14 protein-coding genes and 1 pseudogene are annotated in these 16,282 nt (G+C 61.2%); 7 read left to right on the top strand and 8 right to left on the bottom strand.

Going from position 1 to position 16,282, the window contains the following annotated elements; translation table 11 throughout:
- Window positions 1-83 precede the first annotated feature (83 nt).
- The 5 genes from N4R57_16970 (at window position 84) to N4R57_16950 (ending at window position 5,145) form a co-directional block, all read left to right on the top strand.
- Window positions 84-1,298 (top strand): ABC transporter substrate-binding protein, encoded by a 1,215-nt coding sequence (locus tag N4R57_16970; protein UYV36669.1) that lies wholly within the window; start codon window positions 84-86, stop codon window positions 1,296-1,298.
- Window positions 1,299-1,418: 120 nt separating this feature from the next.
- A complete protein-coding gene (locus tag N4R57_16965) occupies window positions 1,419-3,278 on the top strand; it encodes an ABC transporter permease (protein UYV36668.1) in 1,860 nt (619 codons plus the stop codon).
- A gap of 93 nt (window positions 3,279-3,371) precedes the next feature.
- Window positions 3,372-4,151, top strand: coding sequence for an ABC transporter ATP-binding protein (locus tag N4R57_16960; GenBank protein ID UYV36667.1), 780 nt, complete (start codon window positions 3,372-3,374; stop codon window positions 4,149-4,151).
- Window positions 4,144-4,845, top strand: a complete 702-nt coding sequence (locus N4R57_16955) for an ABC transporter ATP-binding protein (GenBank protein UYV36666.1) — start codon at window positions 4,144-4,146, stop codon at window positions 4,843-4,845. Before N4R57_16960 ends, N4R57_16955 begins: the two co-directional genes overlap by 8 nt.
- Before the next feature lie 117 nt (window positions 4,846-4,962).
- Window positions 4,963-5,145: a CTP synthetase gene (locus N4R57_16950; protein UYV36665.1), complete on the top strand. Its 183-nt coding sequence runs from the start codon at window positions 4,963-4,965 to the stop codon at window positions 5,143-5,145.
- Window positions 5,146-5,151: 6 nt separating this feature from the next.
- On the opposite strand, the gene N4R57_16945 is transcribed toward N4R57_16950, so the two are convergent.
- Complete coding sequence (locus N4R57_16945; GenBank protein ID UYV36664.1) at window positions 5,152-5,910, bottom strand: alpha/beta fold hydrolase; 759 nt, start codon at window positions 5,908-5,910, stop codon at window positions 5,152-5,154.
- Between the two features lie 77 nt (window positions 5,911-5,987).
- On the opposite strand from N4R57_16945, the gene N4R57_16940 reads away from it, so the two are divergent.
- Entirely contained in the window at window positions 5,988-6,362 is a 375-nt protein-coding gene (locus N4R57_16940) for a hypothetical protein (GenBank protein UYV36663.1), read from the top strand.
- Window positions 6,363-6,462: 100 nt separating this feature from the next.
- Here the strand turns inward: N4R57_16940 and N4R57_16935 are convergent, their stop codons facing one another.
- The 7 genes and pseudogenes from N4R57_16935 to N4R57_16905 all read right to left on the bottom strand — a co-directional run bounded on the left by N4R57_16935 (window position 6,463) and on the right by N4R57_16905 (window position 13,759).
- Window positions 6,463-7,938 (bottom strand): SPOR domain-containing protein, encoded by a 1,476-nt coding sequence (locus N4R57_16935; GenBank protein ID UYV36662.1) that lies wholly within the window; start codon window positions 7,936-7,938, stop codon window positions 6,463-6,465.
- 90 nt (window positions 7,939-8,028) lie between these two features.
- Window positions 8,029-8,661 (bottom strand): uracil phosphoribosyltransferase, encoded by a 633-nt coding sequence (gene upp, locus N4R57_16930; protein UYV36661.1) that lies wholly within the window; start codon window positions 8,659-8,661, stop codon window positions 8,029-8,031.
- Window positions 8,654-9,646: an adenosine deaminase gene (locus N4R57_16925; GenBank protein UYV36660.1), complete on the bottom strand. Its 993-nt coding sequence runs from the start codon at window positions 9,644-9,646 to the stop codon at window positions 8,654-8,656. The genes upp and N4R57_16925 overlap by 8 nt, the downstream gene beginning before the upstream one ends.
- Window positions 9,643-10,847 (bottom strand): annotated as a pseudogene (locus N4R57_16920) (phosphopentomutase). Before N4R57_16920 ends, N4R57_16925 begins: the two are co-directional and overlap by 4 nt.
- A gap of 97 nt (window positions 10,848-10,944) precedes the next feature.
- Window positions 10,945-12,249, bottom strand: a complete 1,305-nt coding sequence (locus N4R57_16915; GenBank protein ID UYV36659.1) for a thymidine phosphorylase — start codon at window positions 12,247-12,249, stop codon at window positions 10,945-10,947.
- The gene (locus tag N4R57_16910) at window positions 12,249-12,659 is read right to left on the bottom strand and encodes a cytidine deaminase (GenBank protein UYV36658.1); all 411 of its coding nucleotides are present in this window, start codon (window positions 12,657-12,659) and stop codon (window positions 12,249-12,251) included. The genes N4R57_16915 and N4R57_16910 overlap by 1 nt, the downstream gene beginning before the upstream one ends.
- Window positions 12,656-13,759, bottom strand: coding sequence for a cupin domain-containing protein (locus N4R57_16905; protein UYV36657.1), 1,104 nt, complete (start codon window positions 13,757-13,759; stop codon window positions 12,656-12,658). The genes N4R57_16910 and N4R57_16905 overlap by 4 nt, the downstream gene beginning before the upstream one ends.
- A gap of 155 nt (window positions 13,760-13,914) precedes the next feature.
- On the opposite strand from N4R57_16905, the gene N4R57_16900 reads away from it, so the two are divergent.
- Window positions 13,915-16,194 carry an NADP-dependent malic enzyme gene (locus tag N4R57_16900; protein ID UYV36656.1) on the top strand — a complete coding sequence of 760 codons (2,280 nt, stop codon included), beginning with the start codon at window positions 13,915-13,917 and terminating at the stop codon, window positions 16,192-16,194.
- Window positions 16,195-16,282 lie beyond the last annotated feature (88 nt).

Genomic DNA, 16,282 nt, shown 5'->3' with positions numbered 1-16,282 from the left:
GTTGGAAAGAAAAAGCGGGCTGGCAAAAGTCCGAAGAAAAACAAAAGATTACAATAGACTGACAGATCACAGGGAGATGTGACATGAGACTGACGAAACGCAAATTGCTAGGTGCTCTTGCGGCGCTGCCGATGCTGGGCTTGATGTCTGGTGCGGTACAGGCGCAGGACAAGATCGTGATCGGTGAGATCAATTCCTATACCCGTTTGCCCGCCTTTACCGAGCCCTACAAGAAGGGTTGGATGCTGGCGATGGAAGAGATCAACGCCGCAGGTGGTGTTAACGGCAAGATGTTGGAGATCATCAGCCGCGACGACACCGGCGATCCGGCGACGGCGATCCGAATTGCCGAGGAGCTGACCTCGAAAGAGGGGGCGGTGATGTTGTTTGGCACGTTCCTGTCCAACATTGGCCTCGCGGTGGCGGATTTTGCCAAGCAGAAAGAGGTTCTGTTCATGGCCTCGGAACCTTTGAGCGATGCGCTCGTTTGGTCCAAGGGCAACAAATACACCTATCGCTTGCGGCCTTCGACGCACATGCAGGCGGCGATGTTGGCCGAGCAGGCGGCCAAGCTGGGTAAGAAGAAATGGGCCACGGTTGCGCCCAACTATGCCTATGGCAAGGACGCGGTGAAGGCGTTCAAGGAAGAGCTGACCAAACTGCAGCCCGATGTTGAATTCGTGGCCGAGCAATGGCCGCCGGTGTTCAAGATTGATGCCGGGTCAACGGTTCGGGCGCTGGAAGCGGCCAAGCCGGATGCGATCTATAACGTGACCTTTGGCGGCGACCTTGCCAAGTTTGTGCGTGAAGGCAGCTTGCGGTTCCTGTTTGAGGGACGCTCGGTTGTGTCGCTTTTGAGTGGGGAGCCGGAATACCTTGATCCGCTGGGGGCCGAAGCGCCAGAAGGTTGGATCGTGACCGGCTATCCGGCGGCGCAAATCGACACCGAAGCGCATAAAGCGTTCCGCACCGCCTATGAAGCGCGTTGGGGCGAGATCCCTAAGACCGGTTCGATCGTGGGCTATAACTCGGTTCTGGCGATCAAGGCGGCTTTGGAAAAGGCCGGATCGACCGAGACCGAGGCGTTGCGGATGGCGATGGAGGGGCTTGAGATCCCGACGAGCCCGACTGGTCCGTTCATGTTCCGCGCGGCGGATCATCAATCAACCATGGGGGCTTATGTGGGCCTGACTGCCAACAAGGATGGCAAGGGCATGATGGTTGACTGGGCCTATGCAGATGGTGCGGATTATCTCCCGAGCGAAGAAGAAGCGATGAAGCTTCGCCCGGCTGAATGATCGCGTAGCGTTTATGAAAAATGTGGGACGCGCCCCGGATTTGATCCGGGGCCGCCCGTAGCGAGGCAAGAGGTCCCGGCGGAAGCTCGGGACGGGGATGCGAGCGGACAGGACTGACCCATGGGATTTTACATCGCACAACTGCTGACCGGGCTGGCGAATGCCTCGTCTTTGTTTTTGATCGCCTGCGGGCTGTCGATCATTTTCGGGGTCACCCGGATCGTCAACTTTGCCCACGGTTCGTTTTATATGGTGGGCGCATATATCGCCTATACGCTGGTGACGACGATGCAGGGCGGCATCTTTGGCTTCTGGTTTTCGGTGCTGGCGGCGGCGGTGATTGTCGGGGTGGTCGGCTTGATCATCGAGGTGACGATCCTGCGCCGGATTTACCACGCGCCGGAGCTGTTCCAGCTGGTTGCGACCTTTGGTGTGGTGCTGATCTTTCAGGATGCGACGCTGGCGATTTGGGGTGCCGAGGACCTTCTGGGCCCGCGTGCGCCGGGGTTGGACCGGGCGGTGCGCATATTGGGCGAGCCGATACCGGAGTATGACTTGGCCTTGATCTTTATCGGGCCGGTTGTTTTGGGCGCGATATGGCTGTTGTTCAAGCGCACGCGCTGGGGTGTTTTAGTGCGTGCAGCCACGCAAGACCGCGAGATGGTAGACGCGCTGGGCGTGAATCAGGCCTGGCTGTTTTCGGGCGTCTTCATGCTGGGCGCTGCTTTGGCGGGCCTTGGCGGCGCGTTGCAAATTCCGCGAGAGGCCGTGAGCCTTCAGATGGATTTGTCGGTGATTGGCGAGGCCTTTGTGGTGGTGGTGATCGGCGGCATGGGGTCAGTCAGCGGCGCGTTTGTGGCGGCGATCTTGATCTCGGTTCTGAATGCGTTTGCCATCCTGATTTTCCCGCAAATCTCGATCGTGTTGCCGTTTATCGTGATGGCGGCGGTATTGATCGTGCGCCCCTATGGGTTGTTCGGTAAGCCGGGCAGCGAACACGGCAGCCCCGAAGACCCGGAAGCGCCTTTGCGCCTGTTGTCGCCACGTGCGGCGATGGTTTTGATGGCGTTGATCTTTGCTTTGGCGCTGTCTCCGGCGGTGGTGAGCGAGTTTTCGACCATTTTGCTGGTTGATGTGATGGTGGCGACTTTGTTCGCGGTGTCGCTGCATTTCATGATGGGGTTGGGGGGCATGGTGAGTTTTGGCCATGCCGCGTATTTCGGCGTGGGCGCCTATGGCGCGGCGATGGCGGTAAAATTCCTAGGGTTTTCGATGGTGCCGGCGATGATCATGGGGCCGGTTGCGGCGGCGGCGGCGGCGCTGTTCTTTGGTTGGTTCTGTGTGCGCCTGTCGGGCGTATACCTTGCCATGTTGACGCTGGCGGCGGCGCAAATCCTATGGGGGGTCACCTTTCAATGGCAGGAGTTTACCGGCGGGGATGATGGCATTCTGGGCGTGTGGCCCGCAAAATGGGCCGAGTCGGATCAGGTGTTTTTCTATATCGCTTTCGTGCTGTGTATCGGCGGCATTCTGTTCCTGCGGCGGGTGGCGCATTCGCCCTTTGGCTATGGCTTGCGCGGGATACGCGACAGCGATGTGAGGGCCGAGGCGATTGGCATGGATGTGAAGCTTCATCAGTGGATGGGCTTTACACTGGCAGGCGCCGTGGCCGGGGTCGCGGGGTCGGTATTTGCGTTTTCAAAAGGGTCGGTGTTTCCCGATGCGTTGGGGATCAGCCAGTCGGTTGACGGGCTTATCATGGTGCTATTGGGCGGGATACATGCCTTGGCAGGACCGATTTTCGGCGCAGGCGCGTTTGTGTTGATCGAGGATTGGGTGAGCCGGCTGGATTACTGGCGCTTTATCTTTGGCGCGATCATTTTGATTGTTGTGCTGGTGGCGCCGGATGGGGTTGCCGGGGGTGTGGAGCGCTTGTTGCGCAAGCTGGGCCTGCGGCGGGACGCGGAGGACGCGGTATGATGGCCGAGGTTGGCGCATGTGGCCGGAACAGGAGCGGGGGCCAGCCCCCCGCACCCCCCGGGATATTTTCAGTCAGATGAAGAGGTGGGCGGCATGAATGTGCTTGAGGTGCGCGGGTTGTCCAAGAGTTTTGGCGGATTGGACGCGGTGTCGGATGTGTCGTTTGATTTGGCCAAGGGCGAGTTTTTGGCGCTGATCGGGCCGAACGGGGCGGGCAAGACCACCTGTTTCAACATGATGGGCGGGTATTTGCGCCCTGACCGGGGCTCTGTGAAGCTGGAAGGGCAGGAGCTTGTCGGGAAGCGGCCGCGACGGATTTGGCGGATGGGCGTGGGGCGGACGTTTCAGATTACGCGCACGTTCCTGTCGATGACGGTGCGCGAGAATGTACAGATGGCGCTACTGTCGCATCATCGCAAGATGTTTGATGTGCTGAGCCGGGCGACGCGGGCTTATGTTGATGAGGCGGATGCGCTTTTGGATCTTGTGTCGATGACCGAGCAGGGGGCGCGGGCGTGTTCCGAGCTGGCTTATGGGGATTTGAAGCGGCTGGAGCTGGCGATTGCGCTGGCCCATGATCCGGCGCTGTTGTTGATGGATGAGCCGACGGCGGGGATGGCCCCGAGCGAGCGGATCGCATTGATGGAGCTGACCGCAGGCATTGTGGCGGACCGGGGTGTGAGCGTTTTGTTTACCGAGCATGACATGGACGTGGTTTTTGCCCATTCGCATCGGATTTTGGTGTTGAACCGGGGGCAGTTGATTTTTGAGGGCACCGGGCCGGAGACGCGCGAGAGTGCGTTGGTTCAGGAGGTTTATCTGGGCGGGGGCACGTTGTTTGCCGACGCAGAAGAGGAGGCGGCGGATGCTTGAGGTGCGGGCTCTGACGGCGCGATACGGGCGGGCGCAGATTTTGAACGGGGTTGATCTTGACCTTGGGCAGCATGAGGTTGTTGCGCTTTTGGGGCGTAATGGCGCGGGCAAGACGACGACGATGAAATGTATCATGGGGCTGGTGGCGAGCAAGGCGGGTGAGATCCGTTATGACGGGCAATCCTTGATGAAATTGCCGCCGCATATGATTTGTCGTGCCGGGCTTGGCTATGTCCCCGAGGAGCGGCGGATTTTCCCCGATCTGACGGTTGAAGAGAACCTTGAGGTTGGGCGCAGGCCGCGGCGCGAGGGGGCACCGGAGTGGACCTTGGAGCATCTGTTCGATTTGTTCCCGAACCTTGCCGAGCGGCGTGCCAATCTGGGCAAGCAAATGTCGGGGGGCGAGCAGCAGATGTTGACCATTGCGCGCACGTTGATGGGCAACCCCAAGGCGGTTCTTTTGGACGAGCCGAGCGAGGGGATTGCGCCAGTGATCGTGGAGCAGATGGCGCGGGTGATCGCGGAGTTGAAGAGTGAGGGTCTGTCGGTGTTGATCAGCGAGCAGAACCTTCATTTTGCGCGGGCCGTGTCGGACCGGGCGATCATCATCGAAAAGGGTGGCTTGCGGTTTGATGGCAGCTTTGCCGAACTGGACGCAAACCCCGAGATTTCGCAGCAGTATTTGGCTGTTTGAGGCCTCTCACGGGCTTTTGACGCGACCTTGTGCGGTCTGATACAGATCAAGGACAGGGAGGCGGGCTGACGGCATTGTCCCGGCGAAACGTGCCTTGGGACAAAGAAGGAAATTCACATGTTGCGGCTTGCTTTTATTGTGCATCTGTTTGTTGGTTCGACGCTGACCGGGGTGGCCATGGTCGTGGCGCTGACGATGGGGTGGGACACCTTGCAGCCGTTGCTGGTTGCCGCGCTGCTTGGGTATCTTGTGTCGATCCCGGCGAGTTGGCTTGTGGCCAAGCAGATCAGCAATCTTTGACGGGTTTCAGAGATTGAGCCAACCGCGCAGGGCGGCTTCGAATTCGCGCGGTTTGTCGGCGTGGAGCCAGTGGCCCGCGCCCGGAATTTTCATGAAGCGGGCCTCGGGGAAGAGCGCTTTGATGCGTGGGCGCGTATCGGGGGTGACGTAGTCTGACGCGCCGCCAGAGAGAAAGAGGGTTGGCCCGTCATACTGCGTGTCGATTGCGGGGAAGGACAGGATTTTGTCCATGTCGCGCTCAAGCACGTCGAGGTTGAGGCGCCAACGTTTACCGGCCACATCAAGAGATTGCAAAAAGAACGCCGCAAGGGCGGGGTCGTCGAGATGCGGCTCAAGCTGGGCCGTGGCTTCGGAGCGGCGCGTGATGCTGTTGAGGTCGACCCGGCGCATGGCGTCGATATTGTGCTGCTGTGTGTGGGCATAGGCCACGGGAGCGATGTCGGCCACGATCAGGCGGTTGACCAGATCAGGGCGGGTGAGGGCCAGCACCATTGCCGCTTTGCCGCCCATTGAATGGCCGATGACATCCATGGGCGTGCCTTGGGCCTCGATGACTTCGGCCAGGTCGGAGGCCATGTCCTCGTAGCTCTGCGAATTAAAGCGCGGCGAGGCGCCATGGTTGCGCATGTCGACCGCGACCACAGTGCGCTCATCCGAGAGGCGTTTGGCGATGACACCCCAGTTGCGGCCAGAGCCGAACAGGCCGTGGACAATAAGAAGGTGTGGTTTGTCGGTGGCGGAGCCATGGGGGATCGTGTTGAGCATGCTGCAGGAATAGCGCCGTGGCGAAGGCGGGGCAATGCGCGTTTCAGAGGCGGGTGAAACACGATAACCTCCTGCGCATGAGCGAATCGCAGGACATAGTTAAGCTGGTTGGCGGTCTGGACACGCGGCTGGAGAAGAAGTTCGGGCAGCGTAAGGGGCCGTTGGTTAAACGGTTGCGCAAGGCCGGAGCCGGGTTGCCGCGCCGGGTGAAGGCGGATGCCGAATTGATTGGCAAGGCGATGGAGTTTCAGGGCCATCCCAAGCTGCGTCGTCGGGTGGATGCGGGTGAGGTGAGTGCCGCGCACGACCGGATTGCCGCGCATCTAGACCAGATCAACATCAAGGAACGGCGCAAGGATTTCTGGCTGAGCGTGCTGCGGGGCGTTGCGCTCAACGCTTTATTGATCGCGGCGTTGTTGGCTTTGGTGCTGAAGTGGCGCGGATTGGTTTAGGCGATCTTTTAGGCCGCGGAAGATTTCCGTCCCGCCAAAAAGCAAAGGCGGGGTAAACCCCCGCCTTGCATAGTCGTTTCGATGTATCGTTTGCCCGGCATTAACGCACGAAGGCGTCGCGGAACCCGGCGGAGCGCGCTTTCTTGAGCGCCGTGCCGATCTGGTTCGGCGCGAAGGGTCCGGCGATCACGATACGATAGGTTTTGCCGCCCTTGACCAGCTTGCCCAGACGCGCGGGCAGGCCTATGCGCTTGAGACGCAAGGCAGAGTTGCGGGCGTTCGCCTCGACCCCAAAGGTGCCAACCTGAACATAGCGGCCCTTGGTCGCAGTGGCTTTGAGCTTGCGCTTGGCCTGCGGAGCGGGAGCAACATTGGTTGGCTTTTTGGTGGCGACATAGGTTTTCTTGCGCGGTGCAGCTTTGCGCACGATCACCCGTGGCTTTTGCAGCTTTACACCGGGGCCGGGGTTGATCACGTCGAAGCCGGCTGCACGCATTTCGTCATAGCTGTGATAAGGGTAAATCAGGCCGGGGAATTTATCGGTCACGACGCGGCCAGTTGAGCGCACATAGAGCTTGCGCGGCACGGTGCGGGTCCAGGCGAGATCAATTGCATAGGCACCATCAATTGTCTGATGCGCGCGCTTCTCGTTCAGGCGACCATCGTTCCAAGCGGCACGGTAGCCATCGGGAATTGGGCTGTGCACTTTGTCGCGCTGTTGCTGTTCCCAGACGTGGCGCGGCACGATGCGGGTTTTGCCGGTGAGCACCGGAGCCGGAGCCGGGGCCGGTGCCACGGGTTGAACCCGCACGACACGGCGTTTGACGTTGACCGGTTTGCCATCGCGCACAACGGTGACCGTTTCGCGACGGATCACTGTTACGACCGCTTCGGTTTGCGGGCCACAGCGGACCGGGTGGCGGTCTGTGCTGACGCCGGTGTAATAGCGGCTGACCCCGTTCACACCCTTGCAGGTGGTCACGCGCATGGTGCGTGTGTTGGCGGACGCGGCGGGTTTCGCCGGTGCGGCCTGAACCACGACGGGCGCCGGTGCGGCGGGCTGTTTTCTAACAACCTTGCGGGGTGCGGGTGCGGGTTTGCGCACCGGGGCCTTGGCCACTTTGCGCGGCTTTGGCTTGGGCTTGGGCGCTGCGGCGGGTTTGGCAACCTGCACCGGCTTGGCCACTGGTTTGACCTTGGGTGGTGTGGCGGCGGCCGGTTTGGGCGCGGCGGCCGGTTTGGCGGCGGGCGCTGCGGGCGTGATCACCACGGGCGCGGCCGCGGTTGTTACGGGCTTGGTCACAGCCGGAGCCTTGGTCGCGCTTTTGGCCAATGTTGGTTGGTAGCCGCAGAGAACCTTGCGATCCCGCGTGACGCGCGGCACCCAGTTGGTCAGCCCGTCGATGCCAGCGCGGATATAAACACATCCACGGCTGTCGACATATTGCTTGCCTTTGAAGGATGCCGGCGGAAATTCGGCCGGAATTTCGCTTTGGCGAAGGGATTGGGCCGATACAGATGTCAGGCCCATCACTGTTGCGATCGTTGAAATCGCGAGTACTCGTTTAAAAATCATGTCCTGCCCCCACAAGATGTAGGGGTAGATTGCCCGAATATGACTATCGAGTAAAGCGGCTTTCAGTTAACTTTTGAGAGGAAATGCAGGTTATTTCGTCCCAAACATGCGGTCACCGGCATCCCCAAGGCCCGGAACGATGTATCCGAGTTCGTTCAGCTTCTCATCCAGCGAGGCGGTGACGATGGGCACATCGGGGTGCGCTTCTTTCATGCGGGCGACCCCTTCGGGGGCGGCGAGCAGGCAGAGGAAGCGGATATTCTTGGCGCCGGCGTCTTTGAGCAGGTCAATCGCCGCGACGGAGCTGTTGCCGGTGGCGAGCATCGGATCAACCGCGATGACGAGCCGTTCATCGAGCTGTGCTGGCACTTTGAAATAATATTGCACGGGTTTGAGCGTTTCTTCATCGCGGTAGAGCCCGACAAAGCCGACGCGCGCGGAGGGCACCAATTCGAGCATCCCGTCAAGGAGACCGTTCCCGGCCCGCAGGATCGAGATCAGGGCCAGTTTGCGCCCAGCCAGCGTGGGGGCGTCCATTTCGCAGAGCGGGGTGTCGATGCTTTTGGTGGTCATCGGCAATTCGCGGGTGACTTCGTAGGCGAGAAACTGGCTGATCTCGCGCAGGAGCTGGCGGAACACCGCGGTCGAGGTGCTTTTCTCGCGCATCAGCGTCAGCTTGTGTTGCACGAGGGGGTGTTTCACGACTGTCAGGTGTTCATTCATCGGATGGCTCCAGCTGCTTGGCGATGCGGTCTCTGGTTTCACCGTCACAGAAGGCGGCGTCAAGGGCTTCGGTGGCGAGATAGGCGAAATCTTCTTCGTTCCAACCGAAGGTTTTATTGAGCGCCTCGTATTCGCGCGTCATGGTGGTGTGAAAGAACGGCGGGTCATCGGTGCTGACCGTGACGGCAACGCCGCTTTCGCGGAGGCGTTCGATCGGGTGATCGTGCCAGTGGCGATAAAGCCCGAGGGCGATGTTGGAGCCGGGGCAGACTTCGAGGGTGATGCCCTCGCGCGCCAGCCGTTCGACAAGCGCGGGGTCGTGCCAGGATTGAACGCCGTGGCCGATGCGTTCGACCTTGAGATCATTAAGCGCCTGACGGACGCTTTCGGCTCCGCCCCATTCACCGGCATGGGTTGTCAGGTGCAATCCGGCCTCGCGGGCGCAATCAAAGGCCCAAGCGTAGTCACCTTGCTTGCCGACCGTTTCATCGCCGCCCATGCCATAGCCACGGATGAAATCGCCCGCCGTTTCGGCAGCGCAGAGCGCGATGGGTTTGGCCGCATCCGGCCCAAAGTGACGGATGTTGGTGATGATGCCTTTGAGGGTGAGCCCATGGGTTTTTTCGGCTTGTGTGGCGGCGTCCTCGATCTCGGCCAGGTAGTCGCGCCAAGCGTGGATGTCACCGCCCCCACAGAAATCGGGGGAAAGGAAGGTTTCGGCATAGACCACGTTTTGTGCCGCGAGGTCGTCGAGCACGGCCGCAGTCAGGCGGCCAACGTCGTGCGGGGTGGTCAGAACGCTGGTTGCGGCCTCGTAAACCTGAAGGAAATGCGGAAAATCACGGAAAGCATAGGAGCCGTCGTCCGTAAAAATGCCGGATATGTCGATTTTCTTCTCTTTGGCCAAGCCGCGAATGAAGCTCGGGGGGGCGGCACCTTCGAGGTGCAGGTGCAATTCGACTTTTGGGATGTTTTGCCAGCTCATAGGTAGCTTTCTCCTGCGCCGCGTTCCGTCAGGCCGAGGTGGTCAGCGACGCTGGCCGCGATGTCGGCAAAGGCCATTTGGCCTAGTGATCCTGTTCCACGCCCGGCGATCAGGACCGGCACGCGTTCGCGGGTGTGATCGGTGCTTTGCCATGTCGGGTCATTGCCGTGGTCGGCGGTGATAAGCAACAGGTCGCCATCGCGCAGGCGCGACAGGAGGTGACCCAGTTCGCTATCGAACCATTCCAACGCTTTGGCATAGCCAGACACGTCGCGGCGGTGGCCGTATTTGCTATCGAATTCGACGAAATTGGCGAAGGTGAGCGCGCCGTCTTGGGCGTCATCCACGCGCTGGTGAAGCTGTGCCATCAGCTCGGCATCAGTGCCTTTTACGTGGGTGTCGATACCGCGCATCGAGAAGATGTCGCCAATTTTGCCGATGGCATGCGTTGGGTGGCCCGAAGACTGTGCCCAGTCGAGCAGCGTGGGCGCAGGCGGGGCGATGGCGAAATCCTTGCGATTTGCGGTGCGTTCAAAATGGCCGGGGGCGCCGACGAAGGGGCGCGCGATGATGCGACCAACTTTGAGCGCGTGAAACGTCGGGGCGAGTGTTTTGCAGAGGTCGAGAAGGCGATCCAGTCCGAAATGATGCTCATGCGCGGCGATTTGGAGCACGCTGTCGGCGGAGGTGTAGACGATGGGCCAGCCGGTTTCGATGTGGCGCTGACCGAGCTTTTCGATCACGGTTGTGCCCGAAGAATGTTGATTGCAGAGTGTACCATCGGTGCCAGCGGCATCGCGGATCACGGCGAGCAGGTCATCGGGGATGGCCTGTTCTGTGTCGGGGAAATAGTGCCAGTCCCAAGGCACCGGAACGCCGGCGAGTTCCCAATGGCCAGAGGGTGTGTCCTTGCCTTTTGAAACCTCGGTTGCCGCCCCCACAGGCCGGTAGTGGCGGGAGGGAGGGAGGTCTCGAAACCGCTTGCCAGAGTGGTGGCGTCCCCCAGCCCGAGAGCCGCGAGGTTTGGCAGGTGAAGCGGGCCGCTGCGGCCATTCTCGGCCTGCGCGGCAGCACAGGCGGCTGCGATGTGGCCAAGCGTGTTTGCGCCGGTGTCAGGGAGGGGCCCGTTAAAGAACTGATCCGCATCTGGCGCGCCGCCGATCCCGACCGAGTCCATGACAACAAGGAATGCGCGGGTCATGGCTTGGCTCGTCCCGCGCCGGGCTTGGCCCGAAACCGCTGGTGGCAGGCGGCAAGTGGCCCCGGAACAAGCCCGCGTTGTGAAGCGCGAAGAGGCATCAACCGACCCTTTCATGGATAAGTGGAGGCAGGGCGGGTGCTTTGGCCGTAATCTTGATCGCGCGCTGCAATTCGGCCTCGGCGCGGGTGGCGGCGTCTTCGCGGGCGGCGTGGATGCGCGCGATAGGTTGGCCCTTGGCGATCTTGGTGCCAAGCGGCAAGAGGTCTGACAGGCCGACGGCGGGGTCGATCACGTCACTTTCCACCTGTCGGCCACCACCGAGGCCGACGACGCATAGCCCGAGCGCTTCGCCTTCGTAATGCGCGATATAGCCGGAGGTTTGCGCCGTGATTTCGCGAATGACGTTAGCTTCGGGCAGGAAGCGCGACCAGTTTTCAACAAACTGCACCGGGCCGCCTTGGGCCGCGACCATCCGGGCAAAGGCCTCGGCGGCGCGGCCTGTGCGGATGGCTTCGGCGATTGCGTTTGCGCCGGCTTCGACGTCTTTGGCAAGGCCCGCATTGGCCAGAACCACGCCGCCCAAAGCGGACGACAGCTCGACAAGGGGGCCGCGCGCAGTACCGCAGAGCACGCGCATCACTTCGGCCACTTCCAAAGCGTTGCCGAGCGATGGCACGAGGGGCTGGTTCATGTCCGAGATCACCGCGCTTGTCGGGCATCCGGCGGCATTGGCGGTCGTCACCAAGGCTTTGGCCAGCGCGCGTGCCTCGTCATGGGTTTTCATGAACGCGCCGGAGCCGAGTTTGACGTCAAGCACCAAGCCCTGAAGCCCTGCCGCCAGCTTTTTGGACAGGATCGAGGCGGTGATCAGATCGAGGCTTTCCACTGTCGCCGTCACGTCGCGTATTGCATAGAGCCGTTTGTCGGCGGGCGCGATATGCGCCGAGGCAGAAACGATGGCGGCGCCGGCCTCTTGGACCACGGTGCGGAATTGCGGTTCGGTGAAATCGGTGCGCAGGCCGGGGATCGCCTCCATCTTATCCAGCGTGCCGCCGGTATGGCCAAGGCCGCGCCCGGAAATCATTGGCACGTAGGCCCCGCAAGCGGCCAGCGCGGGGGCCAGCACGAGGCTGACGCAATCGCCGACACCGCCGGTGGAGTGTTTATCCAGCACCGGTTTGTCGAGATCCCATTGCAGCACGTCGCCGCTGTCGCGCATGGCGAGCGTCAGCGCCACGCGGCCTTCTTCGCCCAGCCCTTGCAGAAGGGCGGCCATGGCAAAGGCGCCTGCTTGGGCGTCTGAGACCGACATATCGGCGAGGCCGCGCGCGAACCATGTCAGCTCCTCCCGCGAGGGGGGCTTTGCGTCGCGCAGATGGGCGATGATCTGTCGTGCGTCCATCAGGTGTCACCGTTTCCGGCATGCTCCATATGGTCGAGCGCGAAGGCACCGGGGAGCAATTCGCCGATTGTGTGGCTGCTTGCCTGTCCGCCGGTGGTGGCGAGCGTGACGGCGGTGTGCGGCGCGCCGAATTCGGCCAGTTTCTGACGGCAGCCACCACAGGGGGGCACCGGCGCGGGGCTGTCGGCGATAACGGCGACTTCGCTCAACTCGGTTTCGCCCGCAGCGACCATTGCGGCTATGGCGCCCGCTTCGGCACAGGTGCCTTCGGGGTAGGCGACGTTTTCGACATTGCAGCCAACGTAAATGGTGCCGGATTTACCGCGAACTGCCGCGCCGACCTTGAAATGAGAATAGGGCACATAGGCATTTTCGCGCACAGCGCGGGCGGCATCGAGAAGGTCGCTCATGGGGTCTCCGTTTGGATATTGAATGTGCCGGGCAGGGCGGTTTCGAGCAGTTCGAAATCGTCCGAAGCCGCGGAAAGGCGGGTTGTCATTCCGGGGGGTATGACGAAAGCATCGCCTTCGCTCAAGACCTGCGGTGAGTGCCCGTCGCCTTGCAGCGTAACCTCGCCTGCCATGACATAGGCAAAGTAGATGTCAGCGTCATGGCGGCTCCAAACCGGAGGGCCATTGCCCTTGCGCAGAACCCAGACACCGGCCACGCCGCCGGTGTTGGCGTTGATCGTCGTGTCACGGGCGATGAATCCGGGGAGGCGATGGGGTGCCCACGCGGCAGACTTGCCGATGTCATGCACGAAACGCTGGCCATGCCACAGCCGGTCAGGGCGCTCTGTCGGGGTGGGGAGCGTCATATCGTGGTCAATTTCGGTCACATGCTCGGCGGGCACGCCGATTTCGATGACTTGCAGGTTCTCGCTTGCTTCGACCACGCGGTGGCGGATTTCGGGGGGCTGGATAAAGCAATCACCGGGGTAGAGCCGACGCAGCCCGCCCTGATCTTCGTATAAGACATCGACCCAGCCGGAGATGCAGAAGATGAGTTGAAACCCGACCTTGTGAAAATGCACCATGTCGGGCACGGGGCCGGCATCGGGGATGCGGATATGGCTGGCGATAATCGACCCGCCGAGCCGGTCAGGGATCAGATCGCGGTACTGCATTCCGGCGCGTCCGATCACCCATGGGGCCTCGTCTGCGAGGCGGCGCACGGCGAAGGAATGCACCGTTTCAGGCAGGTGCAGCGGCGGATCAAGCGGTTCGATTTCAACCCGCGTGCCATTGGGCGCGGTGAGGCGGCGCTGACCGTTGGCGAAGCTGTCGGGGCGGTCGGTTAGAATGCGCAGGGTGCCGGGTGGGTCGGGCGCGTCTTTTTCGATGCGCAAGCGCAGGCCATGGCCGGAAAACACGGCAACGGTCGGGGAATCGGCGGGATAGATCATGTCCATGCGCATGCCCAGAGTGGCGGTGAAAAACGGGATGTCGTCACGCAAATGCTGTGTCGGTAGGCGTATTTCCGCGCGTGTTTCCCCCGGCTGCGTGGTCATTAGTGAGCTCCCTTGAGGTGCAAGTTTGCGCGGGAGTTCATTCAATTGCAACATGTCGGTGAAAGGAAGGATGGAGGGCTGAGACGAAACACCGCCTTCCCCTACGTCACGATATAGTTTAATGCTAAACTATAATTTTTCCCGAGAGGCTGCACATGTCCAGAGACCCCAAGGAAACCCTGCGTCAGGCGGCGTTGGAGTATCATGAGTTTCCCAAGCCCGGTAAGCTGGAAATTCGCGCGACAAAGCCGTTGGCCAATGGCCGTGACCTTGCCCGGGCCTATTCCCCTGGCGTGGCCGAGGCCTGTCTTGAGATCAAATCCGATGCCAGCCAAGCGGCGCGGTATACCGCGCGGGGCAACCTTGTCGCGGTGGTCAGCAACGGAACGGCGGTGTTGGGGCTGGGCAATATCGGGGCGTTGGCGTCCAAGCCGGTGATGGAAGGCAAGGCGGTTTTGTTCAAGAATTTCGCCGGGATTGATTGCTTTGACATCGAGGTGAATGAATCCGACCCAGAACGACTTGCCGATATTGTTTGTTCACTGGAGCCGACTTTCGGGGCGATCAACCTGGAAGATATCAAAGCGCCGGATTGCTTTATCGTGGAAAAGCTCTGTCGCGAGCGGATGAATATTCCGGTGTTCCATGATGACCAGCATGGCACGGCGATTGTCGTGGGCGCGGCGGCAACCAATGCGTTGCATGTGGCGGGTAAGCAATTCGAGGACATCAAGATTGTCAGCACGGGTGGCGGAGCGGCGGGAATTGCCTGTCTCAACATGTTGCTCAAGCTGGGGGTGAAGCGCGAGAATGTCTGGCTCTGCGATATTCACGGGCTGGTTTATGAAGGCCGCGAAGAGGATATGAATCCGCAGAAGGCGGCCTATGCTCAGGCCAGTGACAAGCGGACGCTGGACGAGGTGATTGACGGCGCGGACCTGTTCCTTGGGCTGTCGGGGCCGGGGGTTTTGCAAGCCGATATGGTCAAGCGGATGAGCGCGCAGCCGATTGTTTTTGCGCTGGCCAATCCCACGCCCGAAATCCTGCCTGATGAGGTGAAGACGGTTGCGCCGGATGCGATTATTGCCACCGGGCGCAGCGATTTTCCCAATCAGGTCAACAACGTGCTGTGTTTTCCGTTCATCTTTCGCGGGGCGTTGGATGTGGGTGCGACGGAGATTAACGACGCGATGCAGCTTGCCTGTATCGACGGCATTGCCGAGCTTGCACGTGCCACCACCAGCGCCGAGGCGGCGGCGGCCTATAAGGGCGAGCATCTGACGTTCGGAAGTGATTATCTGATCCCGAAACCGTTTGATCCAAGGCTTGTGGGGGTTGTGTCTTCGGCTGTGGCGCGGGCGGCGATGGAGAGCGGTGTGGCGACGCGGCAGATCGACGATATGGGGGCGTATCGCGAGAAGCTGAACCAGTCGGTGTTCAAATCAGCGCTGCTTATGCGCCCGGTGTTCAACGCCGCGCGCAGTGCGGCGCGGCGTATCGTTTTTGCCGAGGGCGAGGACGAGCGCGTCTTGCGGGCGGCGCAGGCGATTTTGGAAGAAACCACCGAGCAGCCCATTCTGATCGGGCGACCCGAAGTATTGGAGGCGCGATGTGAGCGGGCCGGGCTGGCGATCCGGCCGGGGCGGGATTTTCAGATCGTGAACCCGGAAAATGACCCGCGCTATCGCGACTACTGGGGCAGCTATCACAAGATCATGGCGCGGCGCGGGGTCACGCCCGATCTGGCGCGTGCCATAATGCGCACCAACACCACGGCGATTGGTGCGATTATGGTGCATCGCGGCGAGGCTGACAGCCTGATTTGCGGCACCTTCGGGGAATACCGCTGGCATTTGAACTATGTCACGCAGGTTCTTGGCACCGAGGACTATCGCCCGCATGGCGCGCTTTCGATGATGATCCTTGAAGACGGGCCATTGTTTATCGCTGATACGCATGTGTGGACCACGCCGACGCCTGAGCAGGTGGCCGAGGTTGCGCGAGGCGCGGCGCGTCATGTCAGGCGGTTCGGGATCGAGCCAAAGATCGCCTTTTGCTCGCAATCGCAATTCGGCAATCAGGCCGAAGGGTCGGGCAAGCGGTTGCGCGGGGCGATGGCGCTGCTGGATGCGGAGCCGCATGATTTTGCCTATGAGGGCGAGATGAATGTTGACGCGGCGCTGGACCCGGACATGCGCGAGCGGCTGTTGCCGCAAGGGCGTTTTGATGGGGCGGCGAATGTGCTGATCTTTGCCCATGCCGATGCGGCATCGGGGGTGCGCAACATTCTCAAGATGAAGGGTGGTGGCCTTGAAGTTGGTCCGATCCTGATGGGAATGGGCAACCGCGCGCATATTGTGACCTCGGGTGTTACGCCGCGCGGTCTCTTGAATATGGCAGCGGTGGCAGGCACACCTGTAGAGCACTACGGCTGAGGCGATCTGTTGGGGGAGCGGGTTTGCACGTCAGGGTTAGCAAGTTTGCAAAACCTCTGCGCTATGCAGTGTGATCTGCATAAACCAC

This window comes from Rhodobacteraceae bacterium D3-12 (assembly GCA_025916135.1).
Lineage (GTDB): Bacteria > Pseudomonadota > Alphaproteobacteria > Rhodobacterales > Rhodobacteraceae > JAKGBX01.
Note: the sequence above shows the minus strand (reverse complement) of the source record. Positions and strands in the feature narration are given on the sequence as shown.

Bases quoted from the DNA above. Each gene is read 5' to 3' on its own strand.
- N4R57_16970 (UYV36669.1), top strand. From the start codon at position 84: ATGAGACTGACGAAACGCAAATTGCTAGGTGCTCTTGCGGCGCTGCCG.
- upp (UYV36661.1), bottom strand. From the start codon at position 8,661: ATGAATGAACACCTGACAGTCGTGAAACACCCCCTCGTGCAACACAAG.
- N4R57_16965 (UYV36668.1), top strand. From the start codon at position 1,419: ATGGGATTTTACATCGCACAACTGCTGACCGGGCTGGCGAATGCCTCG.
- N4R57_16960 (UYV36667.1), top strand. From the start codon at position 3,372: ATGAATGTGCTTGAGGTGCGCGGGTTGTCCAAGAGTTTTGGCGGATTG.
- N4R57_16940 (UYV36663.1), top strand. From the start codon at position 5,988: ATGAGCGAATCGCAGGACATAGTTAAGCTGGTTGGCGGTCTGGACACG.
- N4R57_16900 (UYV36656.1), top strand. From the start codon at position 13,915: ATGTCCAGAGACCCCAAGGAAACCCTGCGTCAGGCGGCGTTGGAGTAT.
- N4R57_16935 (UYV36662.1), bottom strand. From the start codon at position 7,938: ATGATTTTTAAACGAGTACTCGCGATTTCAACGATCGCAACAGTGATG.
- N4R57_16910 (UYV36658.1), bottom strand. From the start codon at position 12,659: ATGAGCGACCTTCTCGATGCCGCCCGCGCTGTGCGCGAAAATGCCTAT.
- N4R57_16905 (UYV36657.1), bottom strand. From the start codon at position 13,759: ATGACCACGCAGCCGGGGGAAACACGCGCGGAAATACGCCTACCGACA.
- N4R57_16915 (UYV36659.1), bottom strand. From the start codon at position 12,249: ATGGACGCACGACAGATCATCGCCCATCTGCGCGACGCAAAGCCCCCC.
- N4R57_16950 (UYV36665.1), top strand. From the start codon at position 4,963: ATGTTGCGGCTTGCTTTTATTGTGCATCTGTTTGTTGGTTCGACGCTG.
- N4R57_16955 (UYV36666.1), top strand. From the start codon at position 4,144: ATGCTTGAGGTGCGGGCTCTGACGGCGCGATACGGGCGGGCGCAGATT.
- N4R57_16925 (UYV36660.1), bottom strand. From the start codon at position 9,646: ATGAGCTGGCAAAACATCCCAAAAGTCGAATTGCACCTGCACCTCGAA.
- N4R57_16945 (UYV36664.1), bottom strand. From the start codon at position 5,910: ATGCTCAACACGATCCCCCATGGCTCCGCCACCGACAAACCACACCTT.